Consider the following 25,968-nt stretch of genomic DNA (forward strand, 5'->3'; position numbering starts at 1 on the left):
GTTCGATTACACGTCGTTCGGCGTCGGTGTGGCGGCCCCCAACTCGGCACCGGATGCACGGGCGGAGTTGCGGTAGGAAAGCGAGACGAGAATCGCCAGTCCGAGCGCCCGGATCGGGAGCGTGACGAGGAGGTCGGTGAGGCCGACGGACAGTCCGGCCAGCGAGAGGACGCCCTCGAGGACGAGGAGCGGCACCTCGGGGACCATCAGGAAGATCGACGCGGCCGCGTACAGCGTCCGGCGACCGGAGTCGACCGGGGAGTACTGACAGCCGATGATCGTGACGCCGAGTGCGTACACGCCGAGGAACATTCCGAGGACGGGAACGACGACCTCGGGGAGGAAGAAGCCGAGGTCCGAGATATCGGCCCAGCCGATGAGTCCCCATTCACCACCGGTCTCTCGGACGAGCAGGATACCCGGCGAGAAGACGAACGCGAACGGGACGAGGATCTTGTTCAGCGAGAGGAGGAACGCAGTGATCGCGGTTTTGAGTTCGTCGGCTTTCGCGACGCCTGCACCGGCGAACGCGGCGACTGCGACGGGTGGCGTGACGTCCGCCATCAGCCCGAAGTAGAGGATAAAGAGGTGGGCGGCGACGACCCAAACGCCGAGGTCCTCCATCGGTCCGCCGAGCATCGCGACCAGGATGATGTACATCGCGGTCGTCGGCATCCCCATTCCGAAGATGATCGCCGCGACGCCCGTCAGGGCGAGCAGGATCAGGATCGACCCACCGCTGACGGCCTCGATGAGCGCGGCGAGGTTCGGGCCGAGCCCGGAGACGCTGATCACGCCAGGGACGACGCCCGCCGCTGCGACGGCGATGACGACCGTCGTTGCGGTCCGCGCGCCCGAATCCATCGATTTCACGACGAACGTGCCGAAGCGGTAGCCGGCGTTGCCGGCGATCGACGGACGGCCGATCGCTTCCGCGCTCCGGCGTGCGGAGTCGTCGACCGCACTGTCGAGTTCGAGCAGCGGTGCGTCCGACCGCGGCCGAGCGAGCAGGAAGCCGACGCTGACGAGGATCGCGATCGTCCCGAGGTCCGACGCGGCGGCGGTCGCCGCAGCACCGAGCGCGTACGGATCGGCCGCCGACTCGAGGCCGATCGGGACCTGAATCGCGGTCCCGAGCCCGACGCCGTAGGTCGCGAACGCCGCGGCGTGGGCGAGCGTAATCGCGGCGATCGATCCGAACAGCGGGCCGCGACTGCGTTCGTCGTAGGCGGCCACGACGGCGATCAACGCGACGATAGCGATGATCGTATACCAGCCGGCGCGGTTGATCGACAGTCGAGCGATGACCAGGAAGTGAATCAGGAGGACGAGCGGGATCAGATAGAACCATCCGGTGCGGAAGTTCTCGAGACCGTTCGGAAGCTCACCGCGTGCGATCCCGCCGATCCCGCCACGAACCGCCTCGAAATGGACCATGACCCACATCCCGAAGAAGAAGGCGATCGCGGGCAGAGTCGCCGCCACGATCACGTCCGAATACGCCGTCCCGGTGAACTCGACGATGAGGAACGCGGCCGCACCCATCACCGGCGGGAGGACCTGCCCGCCCGACGACGCCGAGGCCTCCACCGCGCCGGAGAACGATGGCGAGTAACCCGACCGTTTCATCAGCGGGATCGTGAACGCGCCCGTCGTCACCGTGTTGGCGATCGACGAGCCACTGAGCATTCCCATGAAGCCGCTCGAGACGACGCTCGCTTTCGCCGGGCCGCCCTTTCTGGTGCCGGTCAGCGAGTACGCGAGGTCGATGAACCACTTGCCGGCACCGCTCATCTCGAGGAAGGCACCGAAGAGAATAAAGATGTAGATGAAACGAACGCTGACCGCGACGGGCGTACTCATGATGCCCGCTTCGGTGGTGTACCAGAGGTCGTAGACGATACTCGCCCAGGTATCGGGCTGGATCGCCAGCGCCCCGATCGCCGAGTCGTGCGGGATGAAATATCCCCAGCGAGCGTAGGCGATGAACGACGCGATCAGCGACATGAGGACGACGCCGAGGGTCCGGCGCGTCGCCTCAAGCACCAGCACGATACCGAGCGCGCCAAGCAGGAACGCACCGGACTGCTCGTCGATCGGTACGCCGAACGTGGCCAGTGCGACCACGAACGGCTCGAGTAGCGGGATGGCCTCGCCGAGCGGCTCGCCCGACTGGATACCGAAGGTCGCCAGCCGCTTGATCTCGTCGTACGAGGTGACGACGTAGTACATCGGGAACAGCGAGAGGACGGCGAGGACGGCGTCGAGCGGCGTAATCCGTCGCAGGTTCGGATCGACGGCCGCCCAACGGAGCCCGTCTCCGAGCCGTTCGACGGCCCGGGTAACGGAGCTGTCCGGACCGAATCGGCGTCGGGCAGCGGGAACGATCGCGCCGAGTCGACGGGCGATGCGCCCGTCGCCGCCGCTCGCCGGGAACAACAGGAACGCGAGGACGAGCGCGAACGTCACGTGGATCGAGTACACCTGCAGTGGCTGTAGCGAGGCGATCTCGACGGATCCGACGACCGGTAGCGTCACGCTGAACTGATAGCTCCGGGCCGCGATCCACATCTGGAACGCCGAAAACGTGATCCCGATCAGGGCGACGAGCGCAGCCGAGAGTCCCTGATGGGTTCGGCTTCGATCGACCTCCTGTAGTACGTCGTCCTGTTCCTCAGTCGAAAGCGCGTCTTCGTCTCGTGTGTCCGTACTCATGGTTGCATGTGTAGTGATCTCGGATCGTCTATCGACGCGAAGCGAGCCTCGGTCCGGAGGAAATCGTCGACGAACGTCGGCTCGAGTATGGAGAGGGAAACTGCCCCATCGGAGAGCGAGACCAGATCGTAGCGCTCGCCGTCGACGATGAGTTCGTGTCCGGCGATCGATCCCGGAACGACCCCGACTTCGTCGTACGATTCGTTGAGGTCGAGGACGAGCCCCTCGTCGGTCGTCTCGATCGGCGCGTCCGAGGGCAGCCCAGCACCGTGTGAGTGAAAGACCATCCGATCCATTCGGAGCTGGGTGCCGTCGACGACGTAGATATCCTCGACGGGCGTCTTCTCGACGCTGTGCGTATACGAGAGCGTAACGACGTCGCCGTCGTCTACCGGCACCGAAAGCAGTTGCTCGTCGGTTTCCGTGTCGGTAACGACGAGCGTCCGATCCGCTGACGCCGTCGGCGCGACGGTCGCTGCCGCTCCGAGCAGGACGAGAAGAGCCAGTATACCGGCCAAGTAGCGCGACATTGAGCGGGTCACGGTCAGTGAGTGCGTATCAAGAACGGCGGAGCCGATCAGTCGAAGTACGCTGCAGCGCCCGAGTGGAGATCGATCGACATCCCGTTCTGTGCCGACTCGACATCGATGAACTCCGCCTTCTGATCGATGTCGCCGGTGTGGTCGAAGATCGCCGTCGTAACGGCCTCGACGGTCTCCTCGTCGACCCCCTCGTGGGTCGCGATCATCGCCTGGACCGACACCGTCTCGACGGCCTCACTGACCCCGTCGTAGGTGTCGGCAGGGATCGTGTCCTCGGCGAACCAGTCGGCCTCGTTCATTACGTTTTCGCGGGTCTCGCCGCCGATCTCGACGATAGAAATACCCGCACTGGTCGCGAGGTTCTCGATGGAGCCGACCGGCCAGCCACCGACGACGAACGCCGCGTCGACGTCGCCGTCGCGGATCTGGTCGGTCGCCGTATCGAAGTCGGTGTTTTGCTCGGTGAAGTCGCCCTGTTCGATGCCGGCAGTTTCGAGAATCTGCAACGCGTTGACCTGCGTCCCGCTGCCTGCATCGCCGGTGTTGACCGTTTTGCCGTCGAGGTCCGCGACCGTCTCGATGTCCGAATCGGCCTGCGTGATGACGTGAATCGTCTCAGGGTACAGCGTCGCGACGCCCCGGATGTTCTCCATCGCGTTGCCTTCGAGGTCCTTGTGACCCGTGCCGTTGACCGCGAAGTAAGCGATGTCGTTTTGAATCAGTGCGAACTCGGCGTCCTCACGGTTGAGGCTTCCGACGTTCTCGAGACTCGCGCCCGTCGACTGGACCTGCAGGGAGTACTCCGTGTTGTCTTCGACGATCGTTTTGAAGTTATTCGAGAGCGGGTAGTACGTGCCGCCAGTACCGCCCGCGTGCCACGAAAGCGTGTTTCCGTCACCGCCGCCACTGAGACAGCCGGCGAGACCGGCGATCCCAGCAGCACCCGCTGCCTTGACAAAATTGCGCCTGTTGAAATGAGATGACATACTTCGATTCCAAGTAACGGGGCTATATATACATTATTGATTGTCAATCGTATCCCCAGTATTAGTTTGCATCACTACATTACAGGCCCTAATGACGAATATTCGTTCAAAAACATAATTATCTATATAGCCTTATATTCCTCGCGACAGATGAGGGGAAGACAAAAGTCGGGTTCGACTGGAAACGAAGGGGTCGCGGACACCCATACTCACACCGGGATCGTTCGAATGAACACGGCCAGAAACGTCGGCGGTCTCGGTTGCATCGTCCTCGCAGTGCGTCTCAATCGGCTACCGGACCATATCCGGCCGATCGGCACCCCACGTTCATCGCCGGCAGTGACCTGCTCGCCACCGCGGTCAGCCAGCAGTAGCCGGTGAACGCGGCGCTGGGAATCGATGCCTGCAGCGAGGAGGTGGCGGACGCTCGAGGTTACGCCTCGGGTTCGTAGGGCGCGACGTCGTCGACCGCCGGCGCACCGATCGCCACGACCGACACCCGTTCGTCGGCGTCTTCGGGATTGTAGGCCCGGTGTGGCGACTCCGGCCGGGCCGCGAACAATGATCCCTCGGGAACCTCGAGGTCGCCCTCGGGCGTCTCGACGTGGAGCGTCCCAGAGAGGACGAGGAACGCCTCCTCTTGGGTGTCGTGGACGTGATAGGCCAGCGGTAACTGTTCGCCCGGTGCCGCGTCGAAGCGGTTGATCGCGACGTTGTCCAGGCCGGCCGCGTCGCTCAGTCGGCGGCGGTCACAAGGCCGTTCGTCGACGTACTCGAGGTCGTCCGGATCGACGACGCTGTACTCCATGGGGGTCTGTACGAGGCGGTCCGCAAAAGTCCGTCGCCACCAGTCCGCTCGGTGATACCTCGAGCGCGAGTTCATACGGTCGACTGTCCGTCATTACCGGTGGGACCGCGACCGCCCTGCAGTCCCGCCAGGACATCGGGACAGCAAACCGTATCAGGTCGTGCGGAACGCGCGGTCGCCGGCGTCGCCCAGTCCGGGGACGATGAAGCCGTTCTCGTCGAGTCGGTCGTCGATCGACACCGTCAGCAGGTCGGCCTCGTCGAACTCCTCGTCGACACGGAGCAGTCCCTCCGGTGCCGACACCGCCGAGAGGACGATCAGGTTCTCCGGCTGGACCGCGTTCTCGACGACGTGATCGAGGACGGTACACATCGTACTCCCGGTCGCGAGCATCGGGTCGGCGATGATGACCGTGTCGTCCTCGGTGATCTCGGGCAGTTTCACGTAGTCGACCGTGATGGGGAACGAGCCGTCCGCCTCGCGGCCGGCCTCCTCGTCGCGGCTCGCGCTAATGACGCCCTGTCGCGCCCGCGGGAAGGCCTTCAGCAGTCCCTCGACGAACGGCGTCGCCGCGCGCAAGACGTTGATGATCACGACGTCGTCGAGGCCGCGAACGCGCTCGCCCATCGTCTGCTCTAAGGGCGTCTCGATCTCGACGTACTCGGTCTCCATGCGGCCGTCGATGATCTCGTAGCCACAGATCCGACCGAGTTTGACCAGTCCCTTCCGGAAGCTGACCTGCTCGGTTTCGACGTCGCGGAGCCGACTCAGCGTGTCCTTGGCCAGTGCGTGAGTGATGAGATAGGCGTTGTCCCGGTCTTCGATCGGCATACCCGTATGGCCACCCGCCGGGTAGTTCACAGTGTCGATCAGCGGCGACGACCGTGCGACGCGACACCGTGTCGAGACGGTCGCACCGGGGGAAAGGATGAATTGTGACCGCTAACAGGGTTTTACCGAGGCGCAAGCCACACTTCGCCCGAAGTTCGGGCGGTCGCTACGATACCCGAAACCGGCCTTCGTCCGGCCGAAACGGTCGTAACGGTGGCTCCGGTTTAATCGGCCGATCGGCGTAGCCACCGGTGCCCGATCACGGGCGAGGAATTCCAATGAGCAACCAGCACCACCAGCAGCCGCGACAGGGACCGACGGGAGAGCAACCGACGAGCCGAGGCGGAATGCAGGGGACGGGCGGGCAACAACCGATGGGCAGGCAACGAATGAGCGGCCAGCAGCCGACCAGCGGCGGCCAACAAACGGGTGGTCAGCAGTCGATTGGCGGCGGCCAGCGGATGGGAAGCCAGGGAACGCAGGGCCAGCGATCGTTCGAGGACCACCTCACCAACGAACTGCGAATCGCGCTCGAGGACTTCACCGAACTGTCCCACGTCGCCGACTGGTGTGCGAAGATGTGTGCCTCGGAGGGGCCACAGCTGGCGACGTGTGCGGCGATCTGTCGCGACATCGCGGAACTGGCCGCGTTCAACGAGAAGCTGATCGCCAGGGACTCGATGTTCGGCCCCGAAATCGCGGACACGTTCGTCCGGATCGCCCGGGAGGGCCTGCCGGAACTCCAGCAGTTCCAGCAACATCCCCACGTCGCCGAGACGATCTCAGCGATCGATCGGACGATGGACTCCTGTACGACGCTGCTCGAGATGGTCGGCGGGCAGTCGATGGCGGCCAAGGAACGCAGGGATCGATGGAACGGTCCGGCGGCCAGGGGATGGGACAGCAGTCGATGGGCGGCCGCGGGACGAGCGGCCAGCGGTAACGTCCCCCGGTACCGATCCACGTGACCGACGGCAGAGAAGTTTATACCTGTCCGCACGCTACCACTCGGCCAGCCGAATGGAAGAGAGCATCTCGGGGTTCAAAGTCCGCGGTGACTGGGGCGATATCGTCGAACACGGGGAGCGAATCACGCGCGCGCTCCGCGACGTCGACGTCCACGATCCCGACCAGGAGTGGGGCGCGCGCTTCGCGCGCGCCTTCGAAGAGTGGGACGAGTGGCGACCCAAGGCCCACGAAACCCTCGATTCCGACGTCAGTGAAAAGACCGCCGACCAGGCCAGCGTCGAGGAAGGCAAAGGCGAGAAAGCGGGCAAAGAGCCCGACGAGGACATCAAGACCGCCGGCGAGAAGCTCTCGGAGTCCTACGAGAGCCTCGAGGACGACGACGCCGGGGCCGCGGTCGACAACTGGAAGGAGTCGATCGATTACGTCGCGCGCGCGGCCGACTCAGCGAGCCGCAAGGCCCTGCGTCGGGTCGAGGACACGGTCTACCAGAACGTGATGACCCAGCTCGCGCCGTACTACTTCGACAACGAACTCGTCAGCGCCAACGTCCAGCAGTCGACGCGCAACGGCGGCAACGGCGAACAGTTCGTCTTCGAGGTCAACGTCAACGACGACGACCTCAAGGAAGCCGTCTCGGAACGACTCGCCGAGTACGAGGACGAGATCGACCGCTGGCACGTCGAAGTCGAAAAGGACACCGACGCGGCCGAGGCCATCGAGGGCGCGGAGCCGCCGCCGGAGCCCGACGACAACTCGCGGTCGACGACGAACTGAGACGCCCCGTCGGATCGCCGCCTCGCTCGGTCCCGGAGCGATCCGCTAGAAAATAAAAAGGGTATATGTCTGAATGATAGAAGCATCGTATGGAGCGCGACGGATGCGCGACCGCGAAATGGCTCCTCGAGCCGACCGCCGACGGGACACCGCTCAGCGTCGGAATACTGGGCTGGCTCATCCTAATCAACGGAGTTAGGAACGGTATTCAAGCCAGTAGTGGAGAGAACCCCGTGGAGATCTGGCCAGCAATCGTCATCAGTGTGTGTACAGTCGGTATCGGCTGGACGATTATCACTGGCCGGCCAATCGGCCTCGCCGGTGGATTTCTCGGTTGGAGTTTTCATATTACAGGGGGATTTCTTGGGATTCTCGACTCAGGTACTGTCCAAGGCGATGACGATCTACTACTAAGTGCCGTGGCTGCCACAACACTCTGGCTGACTGGCCTATGGATCCTGTACAAACACAGGGCGTTCTTTCTCGAGTACGTCGCGACCGATTCCGAGCCAGTGAAGTGATGTATGCGGGTTTCCGACGCGGCACAAAACGGATCTGTGATCGGACAGTTTCTCACGGATCTTTCCACCGCATTGACTCGAGCAGACTCCGCGGTTTAGCCGCTCGGCCGCCACTGGCGACCGCAGGTCGGCACACACTTGTAGGGGCCGCTAATAGGAAGCGGATAGATGGTCGATATCGCCACGCTCGGGACCTTCGGCGTCGCCGCGATCGCGAGCCTCTTCATGGCGTGGGCGATCGGTGCCGGCTCGAGCGGGTCGACCCCGTTCGCGCCGGCGGTCGGTGCGAACGCGATCTCGGTGATGCGGGCGGGCTTTCTCGTGGGACTGCTCGGCTTTTCCGGCGCGGTCTTACAGGGTGCGAACGTCTCCGAGGCGGTCGGAACGGAGCTGATCGGCGGCGTGACCCTCTCCTCGCTGGCCGCGACGCTGGCGCTGCTGATCGCGGCCGCCCTGGTGGCGATCGGGATCTTCACGGGGTATCCGATCGCGACGGCGTTTACCGTCACGGGCGCGGTCATCGGCGTCGGCCTCGCGATGGGCGGCGATCCGGCGTGGGCCAAATACACCGAGATCGCCACCCTGTGGGTCCTCACGCCGTTCGTCGGCGGCTCGATCGCCTACGCGGTCGCTCGCGCGCTGCGCGCCGAGGTGGTTCCCGAAGAGTATCTCATCGTCGTGCTGGCCGCCGTGGTCGGCGCGATCGTCGCCAACATCGAGTTCGCGCTGCTGGGCCCGGCGGACGCGGGCGGACAGTCGATCGCACAGGCCTCGAGCGTCTCGCTTCCCGGGCCGGCGATCGCCGGGACCGCCCTCGCAACGGCCGTGATCGCGGTGCTGTGGGCGGTCGCGATCGGGCTGGACCTCCGCAACGGCACCGAACGGGGCGAGCGGCACTTCCTGCTCGTGTTGGGCGGGCTCGTGGCCTTTTCCGCCGGCGGCAGTCAGGTCGGGCTGGCGATCGGCCCGCTGATCCCGCTGTCGGGCGAACTCGATCTGCCGCTGCTCGCGATGCTGGTCGGTGGCGGGTTCGGCCTCCTGCTGGGGTCGTGGACCGGTGCGCCACGAATGATCAAGGCGATCTCGCAGGACTACTCCTCGCTGGGTCCGCGGCGGTCGATCGCCGCGCTCATTCCTTCGTTTATCATCGCCCAGACCGCCGTCTTCTACGGCATTCCGGTCTCGTTCAACGAGATCATCGTCAGCGCGATCATCGGGAGCGGCTACGCCGCGGCCGGCGCCGGCGGCGGCGTCAGCGCCCGCAAAATGGGCGTGACCGTCCTCGCGTGGATCGGGTCGCTGGCCGGCGCGATCACCGTCTCCTTTGTCGGCTACACCGCCGTCGCCGCGGTCCTGCTGTGAGCCGGCCGACATCGAACGGTCTTTACCCGACGGGTCGTGAGTCCGACGTATGGACGAGGACGCCGTCGACGTCACCGACGCCGCCGACGAGACGATCCAGTGGCGTCGCGACGCCAGTACCTCACGTACCGTCCGACTGCTGTGGACGTTCGGCGTCGGCACCTTTTTCGCCGCGATCCTGACGGTCGTCTGCTGGCGGCTCTACAGGCTCGCCGGCGAGGCAGCCGGCGGGACCGGCCACACCGTCGTCGTCGCGCTCATCGCAGCCATCGCCGCGACCGTCCTCGCGGTCGCCGCCTCGAGCGACACCGAACGCCACCTCGAGCGACTCCCGGTCGACATCCCCGGCGAGAAGCGACTGGACCGCGCGGTCGACGCGGCCGTCGGGACCGTCGTGATGGGGGGTGTCATCGGCCTGTTGATGGGGGTCGGGCGGTACGTCTCGCAAAACGAACTGTTGGCCGTCGGTGCCAGTCCCTTTACCTTCGTCGCGGCGGTATCGGTTCCGCTCGCGCTCGTCGCGCTCGTTCTCGCGTCGTTTCTCCAGTCGGTCGGCAGGCTCGACCCCGAAGAGCGAACGATCTATCTCTACGAACCCGAACAGGTGATCGATCTCGCAGTCATCGAAGCGGTTTCGATCCGCCGCCTCGGCGACGCGGCCGTCCTCTCGCTGACGTACGCCCAGCCGGACGGGCAGTACGTGCAGGGACCCCGTCGAATCGTCGTCCCGCCGGCGGTCGCACGCGATGTCGCCGCACTCGTCGGTTCGGAGAGCTGATCCGGCCCGCGGTCGCGCTCGATCGACAGGAAGCAGTGACCCGGCGGGCTACTCGTGGTCGTTGTCGGCCTCGAGCGGCGCTGCGTCGTCGGGTTCCGGTTCGTCGTCGTCCGGCTGCTCGAGTTTCGTGAGTCGGGCTTTCAGGATGCGGGTGTTCTCGACGGTCTCGACGGTGATACGGACGCCGTCGTAGGTGATCTCCTCACCCTCCTCGACGAGCCGGCCGGCACGGTTGAAGATGAAGCCGGCGATGGTCTCGAACTCCTGTCCCTCGGGGAGTTCGATGTCCAGCGCTTCGTTGACGTCCTCGATGTTGACCTCGCCGCGGACGAGGACGGTGTCGTCGGCGATCTCCTCGATGGGCTGTTCCTCGCCGCCCTCCAAGATTTCGCCGATGATCTCCTCGATCATGTCCTCCATCGTCACTAGCCCCTCGGTGGTGCCGAACTCGTCGATAACGATGGCCATGTGCATCCGGTTTTCCCGCATCTCGGTCAACAGTTCGTCGACGTTTTTCGACTCGGGAACGTGTAGCGTCGGCTGGATGAGATCCGCTAGCTCGAGTTCGTCGTTTGCCGCCTCGCCGTAGTTCAGGTCCCGGACGAGATCGCGGATGTGGACGACGCCTTGCACGTTGTCGAGGCTGCCCTCGTAGACCGGGATGCGGGCGTGACCGCTCTGGATACAGGTCTCGATGGCCTCGTCGATCGGGGCGTCTTTCGGCACCGCCGTCATGTCGAGTCGCGGGGTCATCACCTCCTTGACGATGGTGTTGTTAAAGCGGAAGATCCGCGTGAGCATCTCGTGTTCCTCTTCCTCCAGGACGCCCTCGCGCTCGCCGGATTCGATCATCTCTTGGATCTCGTCGCGGGTGACGTAGGGCGACTCGATCGCGCCCGTCGAGCCGATGAGGCGGTTGATCTGCCGGGTGAGGTAGTCGAAGAGGACGATCAGCGGAAAGAGTAGGTACTCGGTGAGCTTCAGCGGTTTCGAGATGCGGACCGACCACGACTCGGTGTTCTCCACGGCGTAGGACTTGGGGACGCTCTCGCCGAACAGGAGGACGATCGCCGTCACGCCGAACGTCGACAGCACGACCGGCACCAGCCCCGACTCGAAGTACAGGCCGAGCAGCGCCGTCGCGATCGACGACATCGCGATGTTGACGAGGTTGTTGCCGACCAGAATCGTCACGAGCAGCCGGTGGGGATCGTCTTTGAGCGACTTCACCAGCTCCGCGCCGGTGATCTCTTCCTCTAACATCCCCTCGAGACGGTGTTTCGGGAGGTTGAACATCGCGATCTCCGAGGAGGAGAAAAACGCCGACAGGGCGACGAGAACGACGATCACGAGTGCGCCGAGGGCCGCCACTATCGACTGATCGAACTCGACGCCCACGACCGGCAGCTCGTAGGCAACCATCGGGACCGCAAGCGACGGAGACAACGCCATTGATGTACAGCCTAATAGCCGGATCGGTTAACCGTTTCCCATTTTACAATGACGGCCATCGCCGCCGCCGACGACACGTTTACCCGGCTGTTTCCCCTAGACGCGACGATGAGCGACACCGACGACCGACAGATCACGTTCTACCGGCTCCAAGGCTGTCCGTTCTGCGAGCGAGTCGCGCGGCTCCTCGAGGAGTACGAGCTGGGCTATCGCTCGCGGTTCGTCGAACCGATGCACTCCGAGCGAGACGTCGTCAAACGCGTCGCCGGCGTCCGGACCGTTCCCGTCGTCGTCGACGAGAACACCGGCGTCACGATGGCCGAAAGCGCCAATATCGTCGACTACCTCGAGTCGACCTATGGCGAGGGAGCCGCGGCGACGGCCGGAGGTGACGACTGATGCCGGAGTTCGACGTCGTCGAGTTGGGTCCGGCGGATCACCCCGAGCCCGGCGCGGACGCGCCCGACTTCACCCGGCCGCTCGTCACCGACGAGTTCTGGGAGGACCGGACGCTGTCGGAGATCGTCGCCGAGACCGACGGCCGGACGATCCTCGTGTTCACGCCGATGACCGGCTCGTTCCTCGCCAAGTACGTCTGGGACGAACTGACGGAGCGAAACTGGGACGAACGCGCCGGCCGCGTCGTCGGCCTCACGGCCTCGACTCCCTACGGCGTTAAGCGGTTCCTCGGGGACAACGACTATCCCTTCACGTTCTTTAGCGACCCGAGCAACGAGGTCGCCGCGTCCTACGGCATCGCCCACGACTTCGACGACATGACCGGCCTCGGCGAACCCCGCGTCGCCTTCTTCGCGCTCGCGGACGACCGCACGATCGAGGGCGCGTGGGTCGCCACCGACTGGCCCGACTTCCCCGACTACGACGCCCTCGAGGCCGAACTCGGCCTCGAGTGACCGGCGCTGAGCGACAGGTTTTTGCCCGAGATCCGCCGAGTTCGACCCGAATGAGCGAGTACGACCGCGCAGCCGAGGCGATCGAGGAGGGGAAACTCGTCGTCTACCCGACGGAGACGGTCTACGGCCTCGCCGCGGACGCCCTCTCGCCCGCCGCCGTCGAGCGGGTCTTCGAGGTGAAAGGCCGGGACCGATCGAAGCCGGTCTCCATGGCGGTGCCGTCGGTCCCGTCAGCGCTACAGCACGTCCGCGCGACCGAGCGGGAACGGCAGTTCATGGGCACGTTTCTCCCCGGCCCCGTGACGGTCCTCTGTCGGCGACGCGAGAGGGTTCCGGACGAACTCACGGCTGGCCAGGACCGCGTCGGGATCCGTGTCCCGGACCACGCAGTCGCGTTGCGACTCTGTGAGCGGGCCGGGACGCCGATTACGTCGACCAGCGCGAACGTCAGCGGCCGGGAAAGCGCACGCCGGATCGACGACCTCGATCCGGAAATCCGCGAAGCCGCGACCGTCGTCCTCGGCAGCGGCGAGACCGATGGCGGGACCGAGAGTACCGTCGTCGACGTCTCGAGCGGAACGATCCACCGCCGCGGTGCGATGGCCGACGAGATCGAGGCCTGGCTCGAGCGACACTGAACCGCAGCAGCCGTGGCTGCCGGTCGCTCCGAACACGTCGCTGCTGCCCCCTTTGACAACGAAACCCACATACGACAACGGTACGACGTGTTTCCGTACGCCGCCCATGAGCAGTCAGCCCATCACCGACTCGTGGTTTCGGACGCGGTCAGTGCTATGGCACCTCCTCACCGTGACGGTCCCCGGCGGTGTGTACGCCGGCAGCCGGATCGTGATCGGCGGGCAGTCGCCCGAGAGCGCGGTGCCCATCGGCATCGTCTTCGGGCTCGTCTTCGCCGTCACGACCGCGGTCCTGAAACACGTACTGGCACGGTAGCCGAGCCTACAGCCCCAGCAGCGATCGAAGCGTCCGCGTCGTGACACCACACTCGGCCGCGAACTCACAGGACTCACATTTCGAGCGGTTGGTCGTCCGCGCCGGCGGCCCGTCGATCTCCCGGACCGCCCGCAACGCGCTTCTGTAGGTCGCTTTCCGGCGGGTCGTCATGTCGACCGAGCGGATCACGCCATGGGCGGGATACTCGAGCCAGGCCCGTTCGACCGTCGTCCCGTGTTCCCAGGCGACTGCCTTCGCGGCCGCGACCGCCTGGACCGACTGGGACTCCCAGACGCCGTTCTCGGGTGGGTCTCCCGAAGACACCAGCACCGGCTCGAGCGGGTCGGAAAGGACCTTGTGAACGATCCCGCGACAGTGGCGGCCGGTGGCGAACACGTCGCGGTCGTGCGGGTCTCGAAGCCGGTCCCACTGCCCGCTCTCCGCGAGCCGGTCCCGGGTCGCCGCCAGTCGATCCCGGTACCGAACCGCCGGAACGGCGATCGGTTCGTCCTCGAGATCTCCCGGTGGGGCCGCGAGCAGCGATTCGTAGCGGGGCTCGAGCGCCCGGATCGAGTCGACTTCGGGCGGTGGCTCGCGCTCCTCGGCCGGCAGTCGCTGCTGATAGTAGCACTTTCGAGGGCAGTAGGCGGCGGTCCGCAGGTCGCTGAACGAGACGGGAGAGCGGGTCACGCCTCGTCTGGCCGCGGCTTCGTATAAGAAGTCTCGCCGGAAACGGCGGTGCAATCGGTCGTGCCGAGCGCGAGCGGAGCGAGCGCTCGGCCTTTTTCATCGAAGTTTTTGCGCCGAGTGGTTCGCCTGCGGCGAACCCGAGGCGCAAAAAGTTCGGTTCTAGAACTCCACGTCCGTCTCCATCCCCTCGGTCGCATCCTCGAGGCCGTCCTCGCGGAGGTCGGAGGCCATGCGTTCGGAGAGGTCGGCGTCCGAGAGGACACTATCGAACTCGTCGCGGTAGCGGTCGTTCGCCGTCCGAGACTGGTCGTCCGCCTCGGCGACACGGCGGTACCGACGGATCCGGTCCTCGCTGACGCCGTACTCCGCCGCCAGCGTCGCGTCGTCCTCGCCGCGATCGCGAATCGCCGCGAGGTCGACTTCGTCGGCGTCGTCCTCGTCCACGAGATGCAACGACATGCGGGCCTCGAAGACCGCGTCCACATCGACGCCGAGTTCGTCGGCGATCTCGTCGTCGCTCCGACCGTCGTAGAAGGCTCTGGCGACCGTTATCAACTCCTCGTCTGCGAGGGGCGTCTCGAACTCGTAGCGCTCGCGCATCTGCTGGACGACGCTCTCGAGGCGTTCCTGATCCGTCCGTTCGTCCCGCTCTAAGGAGCCGCGGGTGTCTTCTTGGGATTCGGTGACGGTCTCCTCGCCGTCGGTGACGTCGGTGAAGATGTCCCGGAGTTCCTCGGTTTTGTCGTTCATGGGTGGACACTCCCGACGGGCGGCTATTTAAGCCTGTTGCCAGATAGGTTGGGCGGGCGAAACGAACATGGACGACTATTATAAACTCGAAATAGTAGGAAAATTTTCGCAAGACGGCGTCGGGGTTGCCTTCGACCGAGTGTGGCAAGAATTAAGTTACCGCCCTCCCCGTCATTGGATATGCATGCACTAGCACAGTCAGACGTGGCGAGGGAGACGTACTGGGGCATCACCAGCGTCGAGTACGCGACGTTTTACTTCCTCGCGTTTACCGCCATCGCCGTCTTCACCTACGGCGTCTATCGGCGGTTCGCCCGCTACTCGCAGGGCGACGACGACTCCTTCGCGCGTCTGAACGACCTGCCGAACCGCATCGTGAGCTCGGCCAAGATCGTGCTCTCGAACGAGAAGCAGTTCAACAGGGACCTCTACGGCGGCCTGATGCACTCGTTTATCCTGTGGGGATTCCTGACGCTGTTTATCGCGACGCTGATCCTGATGGCCGAGGAGTACGCCGCCCAGAAGATCCTTCACATGTCGTTCTGGGACGGTGACTTCTATCTCGCCTACCAGTTCATGGTCGACGCGCTGGGGCTGCTGTTCGTCGTCGGCATCGGGATGGCGATGTATCGGCGCTACTGGGTGCGCAACCACCGTCTCTGGGGCCGACACACCTCCAACGAGGACGATATCTTCATCTGGACGCTGTTCGCGCTGGGCATCGGCGGCTTCCTGCTCGAGGGGCTGCGCGTCTACAGCGCCGGGATTCCGGACCACGAGGTCGTCAGTTTCGTCGCCTACGGAATGGCGCTTGGCTTCGACGCCGTCGGGCTCCCGACGCTGGGTGCCGACCAGGCCGGACTGAACGGGGGCGGCTTCAACGTCGAGAACCTCCACTGGCTCGCGTGGTGGTCCCACTCGCTGATCGCGTTCTTCTTCATCGCGTGGATCCCCTACGCGAAGCCGTTCCACATGATCTCCTCCTTTGCGAACGTCGTCACGCGCGACGAGAAGGCCGGCGCGCGTCTGCCGAACGTCCCCTCGGATCTGGACGCGACGAACGCCGAATCCATCGACGACTTCACCTGGAAGGAGATCCTCGACCAGGACGCCTGTACCAAATGCGGTCGCTGTTCGTCGGTCTGTCCGGCCAAGGCCTCCGACCGGCCGCTCGACCCGCGGAACGTCATCCTCGACCTGAAGTCCTACCGGGAGGCTCTCGAGGCCGGCGGGGAGGAGAAACCGATCATCGCCGACGGCGGTACCTCGGTGATTAACTCCGAGACGATGGACTCCTGTATGGCCTGTATGGCCTGTATGGACGCCTGCCCCGTCGAGATCGAACACCTCAAGAGCTTCACCCGGCTCAACCGCCAGCAGACCGATCAGGGCGACGTCTCCTCGAGCATGCAGGACGTCTTCCAGAACGTCATGCAGAACGGCAACACCTTCGGTGACTCGCCACGCAATCGCGGCGACTGGACCGAGGACCTCGAGTTCGACGTCACCGACGCCCGCGAGGAGGAAGTCGATTACCTCTGGTACGTCGGCGACTTCCCGAGCTACGACGAGCGCAACAAGCAGGTCGCCCGCTCGCTGGCGACGATTCTGAAGGAGGCCGACGTCAGCTTCGGCATCCTCTTCGACGACGAGAAGTTCGATGGCAACGACATCCGGCGGGTCGGCGAGGAACTGCTCTACGTCGAACTGGCCGGCCACCACGTCGAGACGTGGGAGGACTGTGAGTTCGACAAGATCGTCTGTACGGACCCCCACTCCTACAACACCTTCAAGAACGAGTACCCGGAACTCAACTTCGACGAGTTCTCGGACGATCCGATGATGCCCTTCGAGTACGACGAGCAGTGGAACGACGACGGCGAGATCGACGTCTACCACTGGACCCAGGCCGTCGAGGAGCTCGTCGAGGACGGCAAACTCGACCTGGACGGGACCGAACTCGACTACACGGTCACCTACCACGACCCGTGTCATCTGGGTCGATACAACGACGAGTACGAGGCCCCGCGCGAACTCATCAAAGCGACCGGCTGTACGCTCGACGAGATGCCCCGCAACCGCAGCAACTCCTTCTGCTGTGGCGGCGGCGGTGGCGGCCTCTGGATGGACTTCGAGGAAGAGCCAAAGCCAAGCGAGGAACGCATTCGAGAGGCGCTCGAGGACACCGACGCCGGCAGCGGGATCGAGAAGTTCGTCGTCGCCTGTCCGATGTGTATGACGATGTACGAGGACGGCCGCAAGACCGGCGACTTCGAGGACGAGATCGAGATCGTCGACGTGGCCGAACTCATCGTCGAGGCCATCGGCAAGGCAGACGAAGCGAAGGTCGAAGTCGCCGCGGACTGATTGGCACTCCGGTCGGTCCGGTAGCCGACGAATCGGATTCGTTTTGCGGATCGGTCGAACGGGAGAATTCGAACGGTTGTACTGCTATAGTAGCCGCTGAAAGTCATTGCACACCTGATCGCACGACAGCGTTGCGATCAGTGTGTAAATCGTTTCAACGGCTACTATAGTCGTCGCCGATTATCGTCGGATCGATCCGATCGACGAGGCCGTCGAAGTCGTCGTCGAAGCTGAGAACGGAATCGATACCGTCCCGCTCAACGATCGCGATCGTGTTCGCGTCGGTGAAACTAAGCGAATGATCCCGATAGTTCTCGAACGTTTCGAGCGTCTCCTCGAACAGTTCCGGTGTCGTCTGCTGTAGTTCGATCCGATCCGGGTATCCACCACGACCGAGGATTCGCCGTCCGATAGTCCACGCGGCGTCGTAGCTACCCGTTCGTTTCCGGGTAAGCGTGATCGCTTCGTCGATCACGTAGTCGCTCGTGTATGGACGGCCGAGACTGCCTGCGAGGACTGTCTGCATTGCATTGGCTGCCGCTTCATGCCTCGCTGCGGCACGATCGTGCTGCGCGAAGAAAACACCAGTGTCGATAAATACGCTCATTCGCCGTACAGAACCTCATCGATGTCTTCTTCCGTCGTCTCGACACCTGAGTCGACGGTTCCGGACAGCCACCGATCGATCTCGTCCTCCGACAGTGGCTCGAAATCGTCCCGATACGAGTCGATTATCTCGTCTTTCGATTCGTACGTGTTCGTAACGATCCGTTCGAGGAGGTCCTGTTGAGTCACGTTCGTTCCCGTCTCGAGGCGAATCTCTGCTTGAAGTTCCTCGAGGTACGATTTCGTGACATCCGTGACCTTGATCGAGGTACTCATATGCGCTAGTAGCGGACTCCACTGAGAAAACTGTTCTCCCGCTACGAGCAATGTCTTCCGACGGGCGAATTCAGAACGTTACAGTCGCTATCGAATGCCGTTCGAGCAGATAGCAATCGGAGGGGGAACCGGCTAGTCAGTCGGAGCGACCGGCTCGAGTCGCAGTCCGATTGTCGGTCCCGGAATCGACACCGTCCGCGCGCACCTCGCGAACGAACTCGAGGAAGTTGTCGAAGACGAGTTTCGCTTCGCTGGCCTGCCGGTAGTTCTCCGCGGTGATCTCGGCGAGGATCGACTCGCGGCGCTCGTCGGAGAGGTCCTTGCGGTGGACGAGTTCGCGGGCGGTTTTCGCGTCGTACTCGGGGTGGAACTGGACGCCGAAGACGCGGCCCGTGCGGAAGCCGTGGTTCGAGTAGTCGTTTTCGGCGAGGGGGTCGGCACCGGGCGGGAGGGTAGTAACCGCGTCGGAGTGGCTGGTAAAGGACAGGAAGGTCTCGTCGATGCCGTCGAACAGCCGCGAGTCGCCGGTGTGTTCGATCTCGCTGTAGCCGACCTCGTAGACACCCATGTCCTCGACGGTGCCCCCGAGGACGTCGGCGAGCAGCTGGTGGCCCCAACAGACCCCGAGGAAGGGGATCCCGCGATCGATCGCCTCGCCGACCCACTCCTTGACGGGCCGCATCCAGTCGTCGTCCCAGTAGACCGACGAGCGGGAGCCGGTGACGACGGCACCGTCGTAGTCGAAGTCGTCGGGGACTGTACCGTCGGTGGCGTCGAACTCCGCCAGCGAGGCGTCGAGTTCACGTCGGAAGTTCCGCGTCGTGTTCTCGTCCCGGTGAGCCGCGTTCAGGACGGCGATTCGGGGTTTACTCATTACGCCATACTGCCCACTGGACAAGAATAGGTGTTCCGCCCGATGCCGTGGTTGCCGCAACTGCCGACGGCCAGCGCCGCGCCTCGAGCGCCGACGGAATCGAACTCGGTCACGCTCGCGACTGCGACTCATCGCAGGTAGTAGGTCCCCGCTTCGTCCCGCCGGAACCGGTCGCCCGTATCGAACCAGCCGTCGGCGATCCAACCGCGGTCGCCGGCGTCGTCCCCGGTACGCTCGAGTGCGGTCGGCTCGTCCCGCTGTTCGTCGGCGGTTCCGGCAGCGTTTACGTAACCGTCGGCCACCACCGGCCCCGAGAGTTGGAGGCGGCCGTCGGCCGCTCCCTCGAGGACCGTCCCCTCGTCGTCGACCAGCCGGGCACGACAGTCCGGAACCGGACGGCCGACCGGTGACCCCTCGGACTCGTCGACACGGGTGTCGCCGACGAACCCCTCGCTCAGGGCCGTCGGACACTCGAGGCGGCCGTAGACCCGTGCGACCGGCACGTCCCGATCTCGGTAGGCCCGGACCACAGCCCCGTCGTCCGGCGCTTCGCAGACCGCACGCTCGAGCCGGTCGGCGGCGGCGTCGAAGCCGGTTTCGGCTGCGATATCGCGGAGGACCGTCGCTCGGCCGGGCAACAGCGTCGCTCCCTCCTCGGCGATCGCGGTCGCGGCGTCGCCGGGGTCGAAGGCCCGATCGAGCAGGAGCGTTCCGCCGACGTACAACACCGACAGCGCGACGCGGACGAGCCCGTCCGGCGCGGCCAGCGGCGTCGTGAGGGGAACGACGTCGTTCGCGGCCAGTCCCCACGCGGCGACGGCCGTCCGGCAGTTGCGTTTGAGGGTCTCGCTCGCATAGCCCGCGACCGGTCGACCTGACTGGCCATGGAGGGCGAGCAGCGGAGCGTCGCCCGGCCGGCGATCGTCGACTTCGACACCGGCGCGATCCGTCTCGGACAGTTCCGCAAGCGTCACCGATCGGTCGAACGGGATCGACCGCACTAGATCGCGCTGGGCCGCCTCCGCGACGACGATCTCGGGCTCGAGGACATCGAAGGGACGCTCGACGGAGGCAGGCGTCAGCAGATGGGAAACCGGCGCGAGCGTCGCCCCGAGCCGTCGACAGGCGAAAAACAGCCCCAGCGTCGCGACCCGGTTTCGGGTGACGAGACAGACCGTGTCGCCGGGTCCGATCCCGAGCGTGGCGAGCCGTTCGGCGGTTCGGTCTGCGATCGCCGACAGCGCTCCGTAGGAAACCCGGTCCTCGTGAATCGTCTCCGCGGGCGCGTACAGCCGATCCTCGGAGATGTCGACGACCGCCGTCCGATCCGGGAAGCGGTCCGCCCAGCGGGCCAGCGAGAGGGTCACGGAGGTCGCTTCCACGCTCGCATACGTAGTATGGCGGGGGTCAGTCGCAAGCACTCCCCGCATCGGCCGAGCCGTTACGTGGATTCATCCGTCCGATCCGCGAGAAAGCCCAGCAGGAGATCGTTGACCGTCCGCGAGCGCTCGATGAAACAGAGATGCCCCGCGCCCTCGAGGTTGCGGAACTCCCCGCGGGGCAGTCCCCGCGCCAACGCCGTCCCGGCCGCGGGCGACACGAGTTCGTCCGCGCCGCCGTGGATCACCCGCGTGGGCTGGGTCACCTCGACCAGCCAGTCGGTCGCGTCGAACCCCTCGAGCGCCGCGACCTGTGCCTCCCAGCCGTCCCGTTCGGCGTCGCCGTCGGCCCGCCAGTCGACGATCCCCTCGAGTGCGTCGGGTTGGGCCTCGCGGAAGTCCGTCGAGAGGCCGGCCGTGAGCGACTCCCGAAGCGCGTCACGGTCGTCCGGCGGCGCAAAGAGCGGTTCGAGGTCGAACGCCTCGCCCTCGGCCGCCGTTCCGAACAGCGTCAGCGTCGCGACGCGACTCGAGTCTCGAGCGGCACGAAGTGCGATCGCACCGCCGAGCCCGCAGCCGACGAGATGTGCGTTCGGAATCCCGCAGTCGGCCAGCACCGCCTCGAGGTCGGCGGCGAGCGTCTCGAGGTCGTAGGGACCGGGCGGTGCATCCGAGCGACCCGTCCCACGGAGATCCCAGACGACGGCCTCGTGGGGGCCGGCGACGGCGGCGTGTTGCCAGCCCCACAGCCAGCCGCCGAGGCCGGCCTCGGGGACGAAGACGACGGGCGCGCCCTCGCCCGCACGGTCGTAGTACAGCGAGACGGAGCCGTTCGTTGCGGTCGGCATGAGAGAATCGACGGGGCGGCGGTGAAAGAAGGGGACGGTTTCGACTCGAGCGGGAGATCGAACGGCGTCGAACCGCCGATCAGGCGTTCAAGATCTGGCGCAACACGTCGGGGGCGTCCTCGAGCGCGTCGTCGAGGTCCTCGACGTTGGGGCCGCCGCCCTGTGCGAAGTCCGGTGGGCCGCCGCCGCCGCCGCCGACCTTGGCTGCGAGTTCGCCGACGACCTCGCCGGCGTTGACGCCCACGTCGTCGGGGACGGCGACGACGAACTGGGCACCGCTCTCGCCGCTGCCGAGGACGGCGATCTTGCCGTCCTCGACGAGGGCGTTGGCGGTCGCGCGGAGTTCGTCCATGTCGGCGTCGATGCGGTCGACGACGGCGGTCGTCTCGCCGACCTCGACCTCCTCGCCGCCGCCACCGCCGCCGGCGCGGGCCGCGGCGAGCTGTTCGGTCAGGTCCTCGATCTCCTTGCCTCGAGCTTTCCACTCCTCGAAGAATCGCTCGGCGGTCTCGGGGACGTCCTCGGGGGAGACGTCGAGGGTGTCGGCGGCCTCGTAGAGGGCGTCCTCCTTCGCTTGCGTGGCCTCGATGGCGGCCTCGCCGGCCGCGAAGGTGATCCGCTCGACGCCGTCTTGGACGCGCTCGGTCGAGAGGACCTTGATCGTGCCGATGTCGCCGGTGCGGGCGACGTGGGTCCCGCCGCAGGCCTGGACGTCCTCGTCGACGGTGATCAGCCGGATCTGCTCGCCCGGCGGGATCCCGCCCTGATAGAGGTCGAAGCCGTGTTCGGCCTCGGCGTCGTGGCGGTCGGGCCACTCCTGTGTGACCTGCGTGTTGTCCATGACGATCTCGTTTGCTAGGGACTCGATCTCCTTGACGTCCGCCCGGGAGATCCGGTCGTAGTGGCGGACGTCGATCCGCGAGGAGTCGACCCCCTTCTGTGCGCCGGCCTGGCGGATGTGTTCACCGAGTACCTGCCGGGCGGCGTGGATGACGATGTGGGTCGCCGTGTGGTGGCGCATGAGCTGACGGCGACGACCGCCGTCGACCTGCCCGTTGACGAACTCGCCCTTGCCGGGGCTCTCGTCGGTCCGGTGGAGGATCACGCCGTCCTCGATCTGGACGTCTTCGACCTCGACGGTGGTGTCGTCGGTCGAGAGTGTCCCCGTGTCCGCGGGCTGGCCACCGCCCTCGGGGTAGAACATCGTCTGATCGAGGACGACGTCGTAGCCCTCCTCGCGCTCGAAGACGTCCAGCACGACCGCCTCGAACTGGGTGCGCCCCTGATCGTCGTAGTAGAGCTTGTCCGTCTCGGGGAGGTCGGCGAAACGTTCGTCTTCCTCGTCTTCGGCCTCCGCAACGACCTCGGGCGTATCGTGGCGCTTCGCGACGAGGCTGTAGAAGTCGTCGGGGATCTCGACGTCAGCCCCCGACTCCGCGGCGATCTCCGCGACCATGTCCGGCTGGATACCGTGGGAGTCGTAGAGTTCGATCAGTTCGTCGGTCGGGATCGGCTCGCCTTTCTTCGCGTACTCCTCGGCCAGCGTCTCGACCCGGCGGCCGCCCCGTTCGAGCGTCTCGCGGTACTTCTCGACCTCGGTGCGGACGATGTCCCGGATCGTGTCGCGGTTCTCGTACTCGAGCCGTTCGGCCTGCATGTCGACGAGTTCGTCCAGCGGCGCGTCGACGCCGACGGTGTCACAGAGCCGTTTGGTGCGGCGAAGCACCATCCGTGCGAGGTAGCCGGTGCCGACGTTCGAGGGGACGATGCCGTCGCCGAGCATGTACGCCAGCGTCCGGCAGTGATCGGCGATCGCGTAGATGTCCTCGAGCGGCTCCATCAGTTCCTCGAGGGTGTCGACGTCGACGTCGAGTTCGGCCGCGATCTCGCCGCGGGCGGTCTCCATGTCCTCGGCCTCGTCGATGTCCATGTGGCCCGCGAGTTTCGCGGCCCGATGGATCAGTGCCTCCTGCTCGTCGGTGTGGTCGAGGCCGGCGTTGTCCTTCAAAAAGGCGATCATGTCGGGGTAGACCGCCTCGTAGACGGTCGGGGTCCCCTGTGAGACCCAGGTCCAGCGCTCGAGGCCGTAGCCCGTGTCGACGATGTAGGTGTCCATCGGGCTGTAGCGGTTCCCGTCTTTCATCTCGTACTCGCCGTCCGGGTCCTGTTCCATCGACATGAAGACCAGCGTGGCGAGTTCGACGCCGCGGTAGATGACCTCGATGGCGGGGCCGGCGTTGCCGCCGCCGACCCACGGGTCCTCGATGTAAATGACTTCCTCGAGGTCGACGCCCATCGAGTCGAAGAAGCCGTCACAGAGTTCGACGGTGCGGTCCTTCCAGTAGACCTCGCCGTGGTAGGCGTACTCGTCTTCCTCGACCTCCTCGCGCGTGTTGAACGCGTGATGGGCCATCATCTCGAAGGCCATCGTGTGTCGCCCGGTCTTGCCGACGTTGTCGATGTCCTGCATCCGGATGCAGGGCTGGGAGACCGTCAGCGGGTTCGCGGGCGGGGGCGTCTCGCCGCTGGTCACCAGCGGCTGGAAATCGTAGATCGACGCCTGAGTCAGCAAGACGTCGTCTCGCCAGCGGTTCGCCGCGACCGGGTAGGGATCGATTCGCTCGTGGTCGTGGTCCTCGAAGTAAGAGAGAAAGGCCTCGCGCATCCCCGAGAGGTCGTACGACTCCTCGAAGCCGGAGTTGTCGATGAAGCCGTACTCCTCGCAGGGTGGTTCACCGCAGGTCTCCCTGGCGTGATCGCGCGTCCAGAAGTGCGCGCCACACTCCGGGCACTCCTTGCGCTCGAACCCTTCCTCCTCGAAGTACTCGAGGCGGTATTCCGCCGCCAGTTCGCTCATTACGCGTCTATTGGCCCTGCAGCGCGTAAAACAGTTCCGCAACCCCGCCGCCCGCCAGCGAGCGGGGCGAACGTGATCGGGAACGTAACGGCCGGACACGGATGTCGACCGACGACGATCAGGCGTGAGAGTCCCGAAAGGGACCGCCGCTGCGCGTTATTGTCCACGTGTCAAATTGGAAAACTAATAAATAAGATCTTGTTGAACTGGTGACCAATGAGACAGGGTCAGCGGAACCGAGGCGAACGACGAGCGATCGGCGACGACGGCGGAGAGCGCCCGCCGTCGACTCCGGGTTCGGGAGTCGGACGCCAGCGACGGCGGAGGTAACCGTGTCGACGCGACGGGACTTCCTCGGGAAGTTCGGGCTGGCCGGCGTCGGAACGGTCGTCGGAGCGGCGCTGCTCCCGTCGCCGCCGGACGCGACCGACTCGAGCGGGACGGTCGAGGCCGCCGAACCGCCCGCGGAAGCCGGCGACTGGGTCGACGACCCGATCACCGACGAGGACGAGACACCGATCGGCCGCTACCACTACGAGCCGACGCTCGACGGCTACCGGGCGACCGCACCGTTCAACGTCGTCGTCCTCCCGGCTGCAGAGGGCGAGAGCGGCCTCGAGCGGATCGTGTCGGTCCTCATCGACGAGGGCTGGGTCCGCAACCCCGAGGAGTACACCCGGTACGCCTGGGACCGGACGGCCGAGGAGTACGTCCGACAGGAGGCGACGGCCGCCCAGACCTACTACGGGATCAACGGGCGGCGACACGTCCGGTGCTGGTCGTTCGAGGGCGTCGTCTCCATGCAGGCCCACGAGGACACCCCCGCCCGGCCGACACACGGGGTCACGTCCTACCTGCGCGGCCGGGAGACGATGGAACGGATCTTCGCCGACGAGGGGTGGCGCGTCTCCCCGCGCGCGATCGACCTGCGAAACGAGACGGAGCCCGACCACGACGGGCTCGCGACCGTCATCGCGGAGGAGCCATGAGTCCCGGCACGGACGGCCGGAACGCGACGGGCGCGGCCACGTCGATCGGTGCCGCGCTCGAGCATCCCCTCGTCGGCCGCTATCGGCGACGGACGGCGCTGACGATTGCGTATCTGGGCGGACTGATCGCGATGTTCGCCGGGAGCTACCTCGGGGCGCGAGTGAGCGTCGGCGGCGACGTCCTCGACACCGTCTCGACGACGGGGTTCGACGCGCTCAGCATGGTCTTTATCGCGTTCGTCACGCTCACGCTGCTGGTCGTTCCCGTCTGCTATGCACTCTGGAACGGCGGTCCCGGACTGGCCGCGCTCCTCCCGCTGGTCCCGGTCGCGCTCGGCGACCTCGTCGTCGGGAGCTACGTCCTCGATCTCGATCTCGCGACCGGGCTGACCGTCGGTGCGAGCGCGGCTGCGCTCGCGCTCGTCGCGGCGGACGCCCGGCGAGCTGGCTCGCTGCGGTTCTGGGAGGCCCCGATCGACGACGACGGCTTGCTGTTCGTCACGGCGGTGTCGCTCGTCGGCGCGTTCGGCGTAGCCCGGTTCGTCGCCGCCGCACCCGCGTACGTCTACGAGTGGTACGCGCCCTTCGGCGCCCTCTGGCTCGTCCCTGCGGTCGTCGTCGGGAGCTACTGGCTCCGCCGGCTCCGGTCGGCGTGGCGTTCCCGATCGACGGCCGCCGCTCTGACGACCCGGCTCACCGGTCGATAGCGACGACAGAACTTTATCC

At 65.6% G+C, this 25,968-nt stretch carries 25 protein-coding genes and 1 pseudogene; 12 read left to right on the forward strand and 14 right to left on the reverse strand.

Features of this window, described 5'->3' with window-relative positions; genetic code table 11:
• Positions 1–6: 6 nt before the first annotated feature.
• The 5 genes from ACSBP4_RS00780 to upp all read right to left on the reverse strand — a co-directional run bounded on the left by ACSBP4_RS00780 (position 7) and on the right by upp (position 5,882).
• Positions 7–2,715: a TRAP transporter permease gene (locus ACSBP4_RS00780; RefSeq protein ID WP_435551084.1), complete on the reverse strand. Its 2,709-nt coding sequence runs from the start codon at positions 2,713–2,715 to the stop codon at positions 7–9.
• Complete coding sequence (locus ACSBP4_RS00785; protein ID WP_049965228.1) at positions 2,712–3,245, reverse strand: DUF1850 domain-containing protein; 534 nt, start codon at positions 3,243–3,245, stop codon at positions 2,712–2,714. The genes ACSBP4_RS00780 and ACSBP4_RS00785 overlap by 4 nt, the downstream gene beginning before the upstream one ends.
• 47 nt (positions 3,246–3,292) lie before the next feature.
• Positions 3,293–4,243: a TAXI family TRAP transporter solute-binding subunit gene (locus tag ACSBP4_RS00790; RefSeq protein ID WP_435551085.1), complete on the reverse strand. Its 951-nt coding sequence runs from the start codon at positions 4,241–4,243 to the stop codon at positions 3,293–3,295.
• 433 nt (positions 4,244–4,676) lie between these two features.
• Positions 4,677–5,051 (reverse strand): cupin domain-containing protein, encoded by a 375-nt coding sequence (locus ACSBP4_RS00795; RefSeq protein WP_435551086.1) that lies wholly within the window; start codon positions 5,049–5,051, stop codon positions 4,677–4,679.
• Between the two features lie 153 nt (positions 5,052–5,204).
• On the reverse strand, positions 5,205–5,882 hold the full coding sequence (gene upp / locus ACSBP4_RS00800) for a uracil phosphoribosyltransferase (RefSeq protein ID WP_435551087.1): 678 nt from the start codon (positions 5,880–5,882) through the stop codon (positions 5,205–5,207).
• 461 nt (positions 5,883–6,343) lie between these two features.
• On the opposite strand from upp, the pseudogene ACSBP4_RS00805 reads away from it, so the two are divergent.
• The 5 genes and pseudogenes from ACSBP4_RS00805 to ACSBP4_RS00825 all read left to right on the forward strand — a co-directional run bounded on the left by ACSBP4_RS00805 (position 6,344) and on the right by ACSBP4_RS00825 (position 10,286).
• Positions 6,344–6,825: pseudogene (locus ACSBP4_RS00805) on the forward strand (hypothetical protein).
• 77 nt (positions 6,826–6,902) lie between these two features.
• A complete protein-coding gene (locus tag ACSBP4_RS00810) occupies positions 6,903–7,625 on the forward strand; it encodes a DUF5828 family protein (protein ID WP_006183136.1) in 723 nt (240 codons plus the stop codon).
• A gap of 89 nt (positions 7,626–7,714) precedes the next feature.
• Positions 7,715–8,146 (forward strand): hypothetical protein, encoded by a 432-nt coding sequence (locus ACSBP4_RS00815; RefSeq protein ID WP_435551088.1) that lies wholly within the window; start codon positions 7,715–7,717, stop codon positions 8,144–8,146.
• A gap of 168 nt (positions 8,147–8,314) precedes the next feature.
• Positions 8,315–9,508, forward strand: a complete 1,194-nt coding sequence (locus ACSBP4_RS00820) for an inorganic phosphate transporter (protein ID WP_435551089.1) — start codon at positions 8,315–8,317, stop codon at positions 9,506–9,508.
• Between the two features lie 49 nt (positions 9,509–9,557).
• Complete coding sequence (locus ACSBP4_RS00825; RefSeq protein WP_435551090.1) at positions 9,558–10,286, forward strand: hypothetical protein; 729 nt, start codon at positions 9,558–9,560, stop codon at positions 10,284–10,286.
• Positions 10,287–10,334: 48 nt separating this feature from the next.
• On the opposite strand, the gene ACSBP4_RS00830 is transcribed toward ACSBP4_RS00825, so the two are convergent.
• Positions 10,335–11,738, reverse strand: coding sequence for a hemolysin family protein (locus ACSBP4_RS00830; RefSeq protein ID WP_049965236.1), 1,404 nt, complete (start codon positions 11,736–11,738; stop codon positions 10,335–10,337).
• A gap of 108 nt (positions 11,739–11,846) precedes the next feature.
• On the opposite strand from ACSBP4_RS00830, the gene ACSBP4_RS00835 reads away from it, so the two are divergent.
• From ACSBP4_RS00835 to ACSBP4_RS00850, 4 genes are all read left to right on the forward strand, one after another.
• Positions 11,847–12,137, forward strand: coding sequence for a glutathione S-transferase N-terminal domain-containing protein (locus ACSBP4_RS00835; RefSeq protein ID WP_049905504.1), 291 nt, complete (start codon positions 11,847–11,849; stop codon positions 12,135–12,137).
• Positions 12,137–12,652 (forward strand): redoxin domain-containing protein, encoded by a 516-nt coding sequence (locus ACSBP4_RS00840; protein WP_435551091.1) that lies wholly within the window; start codon positions 12,137–12,139, stop codon positions 12,650–12,652. Before ACSBP4_RS00835 ends, ACSBP4_RS00840 begins: the two co-directional genes overlap by 1 nt.
• 50 nt (positions 12,653–12,702) lie before the next feature.
• The gene (locus tag ACSBP4_RS00845) at positions 12,703–13,290 is read left to right on the forward strand and encodes an L-threonylcarbamoyladenylate synthase (RefSeq protein ID WP_006648490.1); all 588 of its coding nucleotides are present in this window, start codon (positions 12,703–12,705) and stop codon (positions 13,288–13,290) included.
• 106 nt (positions 13,291–13,396) lie between these two features.
• Positions 13,397–13,606: a hypothetical protein gene (locus ACSBP4_RS00850; protein WP_435551092.1), complete on the forward strand. Its 210-nt coding sequence runs from the start codon at positions 13,397–13,399 to the stop codon at positions 13,604–13,606.
• A gap of 6 nt (positions 13,607–13,612) precedes the next feature.
• Here ACSBP4_RS00850 and ACSBP4_RS00855 read toward each other — a convergent pair whose 3' ends face one another.
• The gene (locus tag ACSBP4_RS00855) at positions 13,613–14,296 is read right to left on the reverse strand and encodes a CRISPR-associated protein Cas4 (RefSeq protein ID WP_435551093.1); all 684 of its coding nucleotides are present in this window, start codon (positions 14,294–14,296) and stop codon (positions 13,613–13,615) included.
• Positions 14,297–14,455: 159 nt separating this feature from the next.
• Positions 14,456–15,046 (reverse strand): hypothetical protein, encoded by a 591-nt coding sequence (locus ACSBP4_RS00860; RefSeq protein ID WP_006648488.1) that lies wholly within the window; start codon positions 15,044–15,046, stop codon positions 14,456–14,458.
• 180 nt (positions 15,047–15,226) lie between these two features.
• Here ACSBP4_RS00860 and ACSBP4_RS00865 point away from each other — a divergent pair, with 180 nt between their 5' ends.
• Positions 15,227–17,413 carry a (Fe-S)-binding protein gene (locus tag ACSBP4_RS00865; protein ID WP_435551094.1) on the forward strand — a complete coding sequence of 729 codons (2,187 nt, stop codon included), beginning with the start codon at positions 15,227–15,229 and terminating at the stop codon, positions 17,411–17,413.
• A gap of 154 nt (positions 17,414–17,567) precedes the next feature.
• Here the strand turns inward: ACSBP4_RS00865 and ACSBP4_RS00870 are convergent, their stop codons facing one another.
• The 6 genes from ACSBP4_RS00870 to alaS all read right to left on the reverse strand — a co-directional run bounded on the left by ACSBP4_RS00870 (position 17,568) and on the right by alaS (position 24,253).
• Entirely contained in the window at positions 17,568–18,020 is a 453-nt protein-coding gene (locus ACSBP4_RS00870) for a type II toxin-antitoxin system VapC family toxin (protein WP_049905484.1), read from the reverse strand.
• A complete protein-coding gene (locus ACSBP4_RS00875; protein ID WP_006648485.1) occupies positions 18,017–18,295 on the reverse strand; it encodes a hypothetical protein in 279 nt (92 codons plus the stop codon). The genes ACSBP4_RS00870 and ACSBP4_RS00875 overlap by 4 nt, the downstream gene beginning before the upstream one ends.
• Before the next feature lie 136 nt (positions 18,296–18,431).
• A complete protein-coding gene (locus tag ACSBP4_RS00880) occupies positions 18,432–19,169 on the reverse strand; it encodes a type 1 glutamine amidotransferase (RefSeq protein WP_049965242.1) in 738 nt (245 codons plus the stop codon).
• 128 nt (positions 19,170–19,297) lie between these two features.
• Positions 19,298–20,551 (reverse strand): class I adenylate-forming enzyme family protein, encoded by a 1,254-nt coding sequence (locus ACSBP4_RS00885; protein ID WP_435551095.1) that lies wholly within the window; start codon positions 20,549–20,551, stop codon positions 19,298–19,300.
• Positions 20,552–20,610: 59 nt separating this feature from the next.
• A complete protein-coding gene (locus tag ACSBP4_RS00890; protein WP_049965244.1) occupies positions 20,611–21,396 on the reverse strand; it encodes an alpha/beta fold hydrolase in 786 nt (261 codons plus the stop codon).
• A gap of 79 nt (positions 21,397–21,475) precedes the next feature.
• Positions 21,476–24,253 carry an alanine--tRNA ligase gene (alaS, locus tag ACSBP4_RS00895; RefSeq protein WP_435551096.1) on the reverse strand — a complete coding sequence of 926 codons (2,778 nt, stop codon included), beginning with the start codon at positions 24,251–24,253 and terminating at the stop codon, positions 21,476–21,478.
• Between the two features lie 332 nt (positions 24,254–24,585).
• Here alaS and ACSBP4_RS00900 point away from each other — a divergent pair, with 332 nt between their 5' ends.
• Together ACSBP4_RS00900 and ACSBP4_RS00905 are read left to right on the forward strand one after the other, a co-directional pair.
• Positions 24,586–25,242 (forward strand): twin-arginine translocation signal domain-containing protein, encoded by a 657-nt coding sequence (locus ACSBP4_RS00900; RefSeq protein ID WP_435551097.1) that lies wholly within the window; start codon positions 24,586–24,588, stop codon positions 25,240–25,242.
• Positions 25,239–25,949 carry a hypothetical protein gene (locus ACSBP4_RS00905; RefSeq protein WP_435551098.1) on the forward strand — a complete coding sequence of 237 codons (711 nt, stop codon included), beginning with the start codon at positions 25,239–25,241 and terminating at the stop codon, positions 25,947–25,949. The genes ACSBP4_RS00900 and ACSBP4_RS00905 overlap by 4 nt, the downstream gene beginning before the upstream one ends.
• The last annotated feature ends 19 nt before the right edge of the window (positions 25,950–25,968 follow it).

The sequence above is a fragment of the Natrinema sp. CGMCC1.2065 genome (genome assembly GCF_051225675.1).
Lineage (GTDB): Archaea > Halobacteriota > Halobacteria > Halobacteriales > Natrialbaceae > Natrinema > Natrinema thermotolerans.